The sequence below is a fragment of the Actinomyces polynesiensis genome (genome assembly GCF_000820725.1).
Lineage (GTDB): Bacteria > Actinomycetota > Actinomycetes > Actinomycetales > Actinomycetaceae > Pauljensenia > Pauljensenia polynesiensis.
The window spans coordinates 1-9225 of the sequence record NZ_CCXH01000296.1; the positions used below are offsets into that span (position 1 = coordinate 1).

Below are 9225 nucleotides of genomic sequence, written 5' to 3' on the forward strand. Positions count from 1 at the left end.
GGCGGCGCCTGCTGGGGGAGTGGGGCTTCGCGGAGATGGAGATGCGCGACGTCATCAACGCCGGTGCCGTGGACCTCATCGAGGCCACGGTGGCCGCGGGGTCCCAGCCCGCCACCGCCCGCAAGTGGTGGATGGGTGAACTCGCCCGCCGCGCCAAGGAGACCGAGACCGCCCTGGAGGACCTGCCGGTCACCCCGGCCCAGGTCGCCCAGCTGCAGGCCCTGGTGGACGCCGGGCGCATCAACGACAAGCTCGCGCGCCAGGTGCTCGACGGCGTGCTCGCCGGTGAGGGCGACCCGGAGGCCGTGGTCGAGGCCCGCGGGCTGGAGGTCGTCTCCGACGACGGTGCGCTCACGGCGGCCGTCCAGGAGGCCCTCGACGCCCACCCCGACATCGTGGAGAAGATCCGCGGTGGCAAGGTCCAGGCAGCGGGCGCCCTCGTCGGCGCCGTCATGAAGGCCACCCGGGGGCAGGCCGACGCCGCACGCGTGCGTGAACTCATCATGGAGATGGTCGGCTGAGGGCCCTCTCCGCCGCTCCCAGGTGCCCGTCCCGGTCCTCCGGGGCGGGCACCGTCGTCCCCGGCGGCGTGTCGCGAGCGCCTCGCGTCGTGTCGCCCTCCGCGCGGGGGCGGGTCGGTGGGGGCCCGATCTGCGCTGCTCAGTGGGACCGCGACGGTTGACGAGGGCGACGCCCCCTGGGTGCGTCCAACATTGACTTCAAGATCCGAAGCCAAAGATTGCATTTCGGTTACAGAGGGTGAATCTGGGGCGTACCATCGATCCCGGTCGGGCAGAATCGACCTGTCGGCAGCCAATGGCACCTGCACCGACAGCCAGATCGTTCATCGGAGAACAAGTGGTACAAGAACCCAACGAGCGCATCATCTTGGAGATGCGCCACATCACGAAAGTGTTCCCGGGCGTGGTTGCCCTGGACGACGTGAACCTCAGTGTCCGCACGGGCGAGATCCACGCGATCTGCGGGGAGAACGGCGCCGGGAAGTCCACGCTCATGAAGGTCCTCTCGGGCGTCCACCCGTACGGGACCTACGACGGCGAGATCGTCTACAACGGTGAGGAGGTGCGTTTCTCGGGCATCCGCGACTCGGAGAAGGCCGGGATCGTCATCATCCACCAGGAGCTCGCCCTCATCCCCCAGCTCTCCATCGCGGAGAACATGTTCCTGGGCAACGAGATCCGCACCCGGTCCGGGATCGACTGGCACGAGACCCGCAAGCGTGCCCTCAAGTACATGGCCGAGGTCGGTCTGGACGAGAGCCCCGACGCCCTCATCAAGGACATCGGTGTCGGCAAGCAGCAGCTCGTCGAGATCGCCAAGGCCCTGGCCAAGGACGTCCACCTCCTGATCCTCGACGAGCCCACCTCGGCGCTCAACGAGGAGGAGTCGGCCCACCTGCTCAACCTCATGCGCAAGCAGCGTGGCCGCGGCGTCACGATGATCATGATCTCCCACAAGCTCGACGAGATCGCCGACGTCTCCGACTCGGTGTCGATCATCCGCGACGGCCACACCGTGGGCTACATGGACGCCGCCGACGGCCCCATCGACCAGGACCAGATCATCCGCCTCATGGTGGGTCGTCCCCTGGACCGCCGCTTCCCCGAGCACACCTCCCACATCGGCGAGGTGAAGTTCGAGGTGCGCGACTGGTGGGTCCACCACCCCATCAACATGGACCGGTGGGTGTGCAAGGGCTCGACCCTGAACGTCCGCTCCGGTGAGATCGTCGGGCTGGCGGGCCTCATGGGTGCCGGCCGCACGGAGCTGGCGCGCTCGGTCTTCGGCCACTCCTACGGGGTGTTCGAGTCCGGGGAACTGGTGGTGGACGGGAAGAAGGTCACCGCCCGCGACGTCCCCCAGGCCATCGACGAGGGGATCGCCTACCTGCCCGAGGACCGCAAGACCCTGGGGCTGAACCTCCTGGACCAGATCTACCAGTCGATCATCTCCGCGAAGCCGCAGAAGATCACCCACCGAGGGGTCATGGACCTCCACGAGGGCATCGAGGCCGCGGAGAAGTACCGCACGGACCTGCGCATCAAGGCGGCGACCGTGACGACCGGTGTGAACACCCTCTCCGGCGGCAACCAGCAGAAGGTCGTCCTCGCCAAGTGGATGTTCACCGACCCCGAGGTGCTGATCCTCGACGAGCCCACCCGCGGCATCGACGTCGGCGCCAAGTTCGAGATCTACACCTTCATCCAGGCCCTCGCCGACACGGGGAAGGCCGTCATCGTCATCTCCTCGGAGCTCCCGGAGCTCCTGGGCATCACGGACCGGATCTACACGATCTTCGAGGGCGAGGTCACCGGCGAGGTGGCCACCGCCGACGCAGACCAGGAGACCCTGATGCGCCTGATGACCGCTTCGAAGCAGAAGCAGACAGCCTGACCCCCCGGCAGAGACAACCAAGGACCATCTGAAATGAAAAAGAACATCCGCGCCCTCTTCGGGGGCGACTTCCGACAGTTCGGCATGATCGCCGCACTCATCCTGATCGTCGTCTTCTTCCAATGGGAGACCGGCGGCAAGGTCCTGCAGTCGCAGAACCTCATGAACCTCATCTCCGGCAACGCCTACGTCCTCATCCTCGCGATGGGCATGGTGCTGGTCATCATCGCCGGGCACATCGACCTCTCGGTCGGGTCCGTGGCGGCCTTCGTCGGCATCATCGTCGCGAAGCTCACCGCCGACTTCGGGCTCAACCCGCTGCTGGCACTCCTCGCCGGCCTCGTCGTGGGCGTCCTCGTCGGCTCCTGGCAGGGCTTCTGGGTCGCCAAGTGGGGCATCCCGGCCTTCATCACCACCCTGGCGGGCATGATGCTCTTCCGCGGTGCCAACCAGCTGATCGGCCACTCCCTGACGGTCCCCGTCCCCCAGTTCTTCCAGACCCTGGGCGCCGGCTACCTCCCCGACGTCGCCCCCGACGTCCTGCCCTTCAACCTGCCGACCATGGTCATCGCCGTCCTCGGTGTCCTCGCCCTGGCCTGGGGTGAGATCCGCAAGCGTCGCCAGCAGGCGGAGGTCAACGCCGAACTCCCGCCCGTGTGGGTCCCCATCGCCCGCGTGGCCATCGTCGGCGGCGTGCTCGTGTGGATCATGTGGCTGTTCGCCACGGGCCGTCCCGGCACCTCCTTCCCGATCCCCGGCGTCATCGTGGTGCTGCTGGCGATCCTCTTCTCCTTCATCTCCACCCGCACGATCATCGGCCGCAGCGTCTACGCCATCGGTGGCAACCGCGCCGCCGCCGCCCTGACCGGCATCCGCGTGGAGCGCACGAACTTCGCCGTCATGTGCACCTCCTCGGTGCTCGCCGCCGTGGCCGCCATGGTCTTCATCGGACGCTCCACCGCCTCCGGTCCCGCCGACGGCACCAGCTGGGAGCTCGACGCGATCGCCGCCTGCTTCATCGGTGGTGCGTCGGTGTGGGGCGGCATCGGCACCATCGGCGGCACGATGGTCGGCGCCCTGGTCATGGCCTTCCTCAACAACGGCCTCCAGCTCATGGGCGTCGGCTCCGACTGGACCCAGATCATCAAGGGCCTGGTCCTGCTGCTCGCCGTGGCCGCGGACGTCTACTCCAAGCGCCAGGGCAAGCGCTCCCTGATCGGCACGTTCCAGAACGCACGACGCAACCAGCGCCAGATCCTCGAGACCGAGAAGGCCATCGCCGAGGGACGGACCCCCGCCCCCGTGGCGAACACCGACTCCCCGATCTCCGAGGCCGTCGCCGACGAACCGTCGGTGTTCGCACAGACCCCCGGTGATGCTCCACAGAAGGAGTGACTCCGGTCGGGCGTGGTCATCCCTCGCCCTCCACAGGACGGGGCACGCAGGTGCCCCGGCACAGAGATCCCGCGGTGTGAGCCGGGCATCGAGGCCCGGTCACGGTTCACCGCACCAGGTAGCACCCCATCCGAAGAAGGAAACGATGAGCACACTGAAGAAGATGGCCTCGCTGACCGCAGTGGCGGCGATGGCTCTGACCATGACGGCCTGCAGCGGTGGCCGCTCGGGGAGTGACTCCGAGTCGGCGGCGTCGGGCGACCAGTCCGGCGCGGCGGCTGCCGAGGACATCTCCATCGGCATCGCGATGCCCCAGAAGACCTCGCAGAACTGGGTCGAGGCCGAGGACATGTTCAAGGACGACTGCGCGTCCTCCAACGTCGAGTGCACGATCCAGTTCGCCAACAGCGGTGTCGCCGAGCAGCAGAACCAGATCTCGGCCATGATCGAGAACGGTGTCAACGTCCTGATCATCGGCGCGATCGACGGCTCCCAGCTGGGCACGCAGCTCTCCCAGGCCAAGGCCGCCGGCATCACGGTCATCGCCTACGACCGCCTGCTGACCAACACCAAGGACATCGACTACTACATCGCCTACGACAACTTCGGCGTCGGCCAGCTCCAGGGCCAGGCACTGCTGGAGGGCCTCGAGGCGAAGGCCGGTGACTCCCCGTGGGACATCGAGCTCTTCGGTGGTTCCGCCGATGACTCCAACTCCCTGAAGTTCTTCGACGGCGCCATGGACGTGCTCCAGCCGAAGATCGACGACGGCACGCTGGTCGTGAAGTCGGGCCAGACGGAGTTCACGCAGGTCGCCACCCAGGGCTGGCTGCCCCAGAAGGCGCAGGACCGCATGTCTGCGCTGCTGACCTCGACCTACCAGGGTGACGCGGTGCCCGACGGCGTCCTCTCGCCCAACGACACCCTCGCCCGCGCCATCATCACGGCCGTCGACCAGGCCGGCAAGCCGATCCCGGTCGTCACCGGCCAGGACTCCGAGGACGAGTCCGTCACCTGGGTCGTCCAGGGCAAGCAGTACTCGACGATCTTCAAGGACACCCGTCCGCTGGTGAAGGGCGCCGTGCAGCTCGCCATCCAGGCCGCCCAGGGCAACACCAGCCCGTCGGTCGACGGTGCGACCCTGGACGACTCGCAGTACGAGTCCATGGACGGGAACCCCGTGAAGTCCTTCCTGCTCACCCCGCAGATCGTGACGGCCGACAACGCCGCCGAGGTCTACAAGGACGACTCCCACCGCATGGAGCTCGTCAACGCCGCGAAGTGACCCAGTCGTCTGACTGGGGGAGCGCCCCGACCCGCGAGGGTCGGGGCGCTCCCGCGTGCGGTGTCGGGGTGCCCGTGACCCGGACGGCCGTCCTCGGTTCGGTGCCCGGCTGAGGTGGTCGGTTCGGTACCCGGCTGACGTGGTCGGTTCGGTACCCGGGCCGGCACCCGCACCACCGCCGCGCAGGCGCGGGGCGCAGGGCGCGGGAAGAGCCTCAGCGGTACAGGCGCGTGGCCCCGGTCATGGCGGCGATGACCTCCTCGTAGGAGGCGTCACGGGCGTCGAAGGTGCCGTTGTTGCGACCGTGGCGCAGGACCTCGATGCGGTCCGCCACGGCGCGGACATCGGTGAGGTTGTGGGAGATGAAGATGACCCCGAGCCCCAGGTCGCGCAGACGCTCGATGTGGGTGAGCACCTCCGCGGTCTGGGTGACGGACAGGGAGGCCGTGGGCTCGTCGAGGATGACGAGCCGGGGTTCGGCGACCAGCGTGCGGGCGATCGCCACGCACTGACGCTGCCCGGCGGAGAGCTGGTAGAGCGGGGTGTGGACGTCGGGGATCCGACTGTTGAGCTGGTCGAGGAACTCCCGGGCCAGGTGCTCCATCTCGTCGTCGTCGAGGAGGTGACCGGACCTGAGCTCACGACCCAGGAAGATGTTCGCGGTGACGTCGAGGTTGTCGCACAGCGCGAGCTCCTGGAACACGGTGGCGATGCCCATCTGGTGGGCCGCCTGCGTGGAGGGGATCTCCACCTCCTCCCCGTCGAGCAGGATCGCCCCCGAGGTGGGGCCGTACACGCCGGCCACCATCCGCGCGATCGTCGACTTGCCCGCCGCGTTGTCGCCGACGAGGGCGACCACTTCGTGTCGGTCGACCACGAGGTCGACGTCGACCAGTGCCTGCACGCCGGCGAAGCTCTTGGAGACGTGGTCCAGCCGGAGCAGTGGTCTCTCTGCGGTCATGACACCTCCTGGGAGGAATAGGGCTGTGAGAAGGCGTCCATGGCGAGGGCCAGGGCACCCAGGGCCTCGGTGCGTTCGCCCAGCTGGGAGGCGCGCAGGGTGATGGCCCCGGCGGCCAGCAGGGGGCGTCCGACGACGGCATCCCTCATCGGGGCGAGGAACACCTCGCCGGCCTCGGCGAGTTCACCACCGACGACGATGCGCTGGGGGTCGCTCCAGGTGGACATGTCCGCCAGGACCCCACCGATGGTGGAACCCGCGTCCGCGAGGACCTGACGGCACCCGGGGTCGCCCTCGTTCGCCAGGGAGATGAGGTCACGCAGGGAGAGGGGGCCCCGGGAGATGCGCAGGAGGTCGATGAGGGCGTCGGCACCGACGACGGTGTTCAGGCAGCCGCGCGCGCCGCACTGGCAGATGGGGCCCTGGGGGAGACCTGGACGTGGCCGATCTCCCCGGCGGTGCCGTGGGGGCCGCGGTGGAGGTGGCCATCGAGGATGATGCCCGCACCGGTCTGGTAGGAGGCCCGCACGTAGACGCCGCTCGAGGCGCCGCGCAGACCGCCGTACCGGGCCTCGGCGACCGCGCCGGCGTTGGCGTCGTTGTCGACCACGACCTCCTTGTGGAGGCGGCGGGAGAGGACGTCGCGGACGTCGACGTCGTCCCAGTCGCGCATGATGCCGCGCACGGCGATGAGCTGCGAGTCCGGGTCCACGGGGGCGGGCAGGGCGACGCCGATCCCGATGAGCTCGGAGAGCTGCGCCCCGAGGTTCTCCGTGAGTTCCATGATGAGCATGGCCGCACGGTCCAGGGTGGTGTCGACACGGTGGTCCACCGGCAGGGGCAGCACCTGCTGGGACATCGCCTCCTGGGCGGCGTCGGCGATGATGATGTGGAGGGCACGCCGGCCGATGTAGACGCCCACCCCCAGCCCGGTGGCGCGACGGAGGGTGACCATCTGGGCGCGTCGCCCGGAGCGCACGGTGTTCTGGGTCTGGACGACGCCCTGGGCCTGGAGGCTCTTGACGATGTTGGAGATGGTGGCCGCGGACAGGCCGGTGGCGGCCGCGAGCTCGACCTGCGTGATGTGGCCGTAACGCTTCACGGCGTCCACCACGCGGGCGCTGTTGGCCTCGCGCAACGACGCCTGGGACCCCGAGGGTCCGGCACTTCCACTCACCGCCCCAAAGTAGCAGTTCCGGGCCCTCCCCGACATGCATTCACCAGCCCCTGGCGGGCCCCGTTGCGGGGCTGCGGGCCGCGCCCGCGGGATGGGAGCGGCGGAGGGCCGTCCGAGTGGTCGCCGGGGACACCGATGTGCTGGTCAGGGGCCGAAAGGCCGTACCCTGCACGGGGCGCGCACCTAGGATGTGACGAGAACTGCGGGCGGGCAAGGCCGGCCGCCGCGATGACACCGGGAGACGCGAGGTCCGATGAGAGTTGTTCGACGGCTGTTCGGTGACAACTCGCAGCTCCACGTCCTGGTGGTCCTGCTGTTCGTCCTGCTCGCCGTCTTCAACATGGCCACGGGCGGGCGCATGGTGACCACCTCCAACGCCCAGAACCTCGTGACGGGCAACGCCTATGTCCTGATCCTCGCGGTCGGCATGGTGCTGGTGATCGTCATCGGCCAGATCGACCTGTCGGTCGGTTCAGTGGCCGCATTCGTGTCGATGACCGCCGCCCTGGCCATGTACAACCTCGGACTGCCGTGGTGGGTGGGCCTCCTCCTGGGGCTGCTCCTGGGCGCGCTGATCGGGGCGTGGCAGGGGTTCTGGTTGGCGGCGGTGGGCATTCCCGGGTTCATCACCACCCTGGCGGGCATGATGATCTTCCGCGGGGCCCTGCTGTGGGAGTCCCAGGCGCTGTCGATCCCCGTCCCCGACGAGTGGCGTTTCATGGGTGCGGGCTACCTGCCCGAGTGGGGGCCCACCTGGACCGGGATGAACAACTCCACCCTGGTGCTGGGCCTGGTGGTCTTCGCCTACCTGGCCGCCATGGAGTTGCGCCGCTACCGGCGCCGGGTGGCACGCGGCGGGGAGGTGGAGGGCTGGGTGCCCGCCACCCGCATCGTCCTCATGGCCCTGGCCGTGGGGGCGGTGACCTGGCTGTTCGGTCAGGGCCCCACGGGCACCTCCTTCCCCGTGTCGGGTGTCATCCTCCTGCTGCTGGTCTTCGGTTACCACGTCGTCACCCGCAGGACGGCCTTCGGTCGACACGTCTACGCCGTCGGTGGCAACCCCGGGGCGGCCGCCCTGTCGGGTGTGAACATCCAGGCCGTGCAGTTCGCCGTGATGGTCAACATGGGGGTGCTGGCCGCACTGGCCGGCATGGTCTTCGCCGGTCGGGCCACCGCCGCCGGCCCCCAGGACGGCAACCTGTGGGAGCTCGACGCGATCGCCGCCGTCTTCATCGGCGGCGCGGCAGTGGGCGGAGGGATGGGCACGATCTACGGCGCCGTCATGGGTGGGCTCGTGATGGCGGTGCTGAACAACGGCCTCATGCTCCTGGGGGTCTCCTCCGACCGGGCGCAGGTCATCAAGGGGCTCGTCCTCCTCGCGGCGGTCTCCTTCGACCTCTACTCCCGGCGCAAGGGACGCCCCTCCCTGACGGGGCGCATGATGGAAGGCCTCCGGCAGAACCAGACGCCCTCCCTCGCCCGCTTCCAGTGAGATCGGGTGGGAGTGGTGCCGGAGGCTGGGCCGGTCGCGTGCAAACTTGCCGTTTCGTCGGGGCCGGCTCGACGTGCGTTGCGGTCGCGGGGCTTTGACCTGCGGAAATGCCGGTGCTCCCGGGGTGGGCGCGCTTGCCTCTTCGACGGGACGGCAAGTTCTGACAGGGTCCGTGCGCGAACTTGCCGTCTCGTGCGGATCGGCTCGACGTGCGTTGCGGTCGGAGGGCTCTGACCTGCGGAAATGCCGGTGCTCCCTGAGTGGGTGTGTTCGTCCCGCCGACGAGACGGCAAGTTCTGACAGGATCCGTGTGCAAACTTGCCGTCTCGTGCGGATCGGCTCGACGTGCGTTGCGGTCGGAGGGCTCTGACCTGCGGAAATGCCGGTGCTCCCTGAGTGGCTGTGCTCGTCCCGCCGACGAGACGGCAAGTTCTGACAGGATCCGTGCGCGAACTTGCCGTCTCGTCGGGGGCGGTTCGGCGTGCGTTGCGGTCGCGGGG

At 68.8% G+C, this 9225-nt stretch carries 5 protein-coding genes and 2 pseudogenes; 5 read left to right on the forward strand and 2 right to left on the reverse strand.

Annotated elements, in window-relative coordinates; translation table 11 throughout:
* From TA90_RS12280 to TA90_RS12295, 4 genes and pseudogenes are all read left to right on the forward strand, one after another.
* Window positions 1–521, forward strand: a pseudogene (locus TA90_RS12280) (Asp-tRNA(Asn)/Glu-tRNA(Gln) amidotransferase subunit GatB); the annotation flags it as partial.
* A gap of 373 nt (window positions 522–894) precedes the next feature.
* Entirely contained in the window at window positions 895–2415 is a 1521-nt protein-coding gene (locus TA90_RS12285) for a sugar ABC transporter ATP-binding protein (protein WP_043536889.1), read from the forward strand.
* 33 nt (window positions 2416–2448) lie between these two features.
* Window positions 2449–3810 carry an ABC transporter permease subunit gene (locus tag TA90_RS12290; protein ID WP_082031692.1) on the forward strand — a complete coding sequence of 454 codons (1362 nt, stop codon included), beginning with the start codon at window positions 2449–2451 and terminating at the stop codon, window positions 3808–3810.
* Between the two features lie 145 nt (window positions 3811–3955).
* On the forward strand, window positions 3956–5095 hold the full coding sequence (locus TA90_RS12295; RefSeq protein WP_043536891.1) for a substrate-binding domain-containing protein: 1140 nt from the start codon (window positions 3956–3958) through the stop codon (window positions 5093–5095).
* A gap of 214 nt (window positions 5096–5309) precedes the next feature.
* Here the strand turns inward: TA90_RS12295 and TA90_RS12300 are convergent, their stop codons facing one another.
* Window positions 5310–6056 carry an ATP-binding cassette domain-containing protein gene (locus TA90_RS12300; protein ID WP_043536893.1) on the reverse strand — a complete coding sequence of 249 codons (747 nt, stop codon included), beginning with the start codon at window positions 6054–6056 and terminating at the stop codon, window positions 5310–5312.
* A pseudogene (locus TA90_RS16060) lies at window positions 6053–7269 on the reverse strand (ROK family transcriptional regulator). Before TA90_RS16060 ends, TA90_RS12300 begins: the two are co-directional and overlap by 4 nt.
* Before the next feature lie 217 nt (window positions 7270–7486).
* Here TA90_RS16060 and TA90_RS12310 point away from each other — a divergent pair.
* On the forward strand, window positions 7487–8725 hold the full coding sequence (locus TA90_RS12310; protein ID WP_043536894.1) for an ABC transporter permease subunit: 1239 nt from the start codon (window positions 7487–7489) through the stop codon (window positions 8723–8725).
* Window positions 8726–9225 lie beyond the last annotated feature (500 nt).

Excerpts from the sequence above, each read along its gene's own strand:
- TA90_RS12285 (WP_043536889.1), top strand. The coding sequence starts at position 895 with ATGCGCCACATCACGAAAGTGTTCCCGGGCGTGGTTGCCCTGGACGAC.
- TA90_RS12290 (WP_082031692.1), top strand. The coding sequence starts at position 2,449 with ATGAAAAAGAACATCCGCGCCCTCTTCGGGGGCGACTTCCGACAGTTC.
- TA90_RS12295 (WP_043536891.1), top strand. The coding sequence starts at position 3,956 with ATGAGCACACTGAAGAAGATGGCCTCGCTGACCGCAGTGGCGGCGATG.
- TA90_RS12300 (WP_043536893.1), bottom strand. The coding sequence starts at position 6,056 with ATGACCGCAGAGAGACCACTGCTCCGGCTGGACCACGTCTCCAAGAGC.
- TA90_RS12310 (WP_043536894.1), top strand. The coding sequence starts at position 7,487 with ATGAGAGTTGTTCGACGGCTGTTCGGTGACAACTCGCAGCTCCACGTC.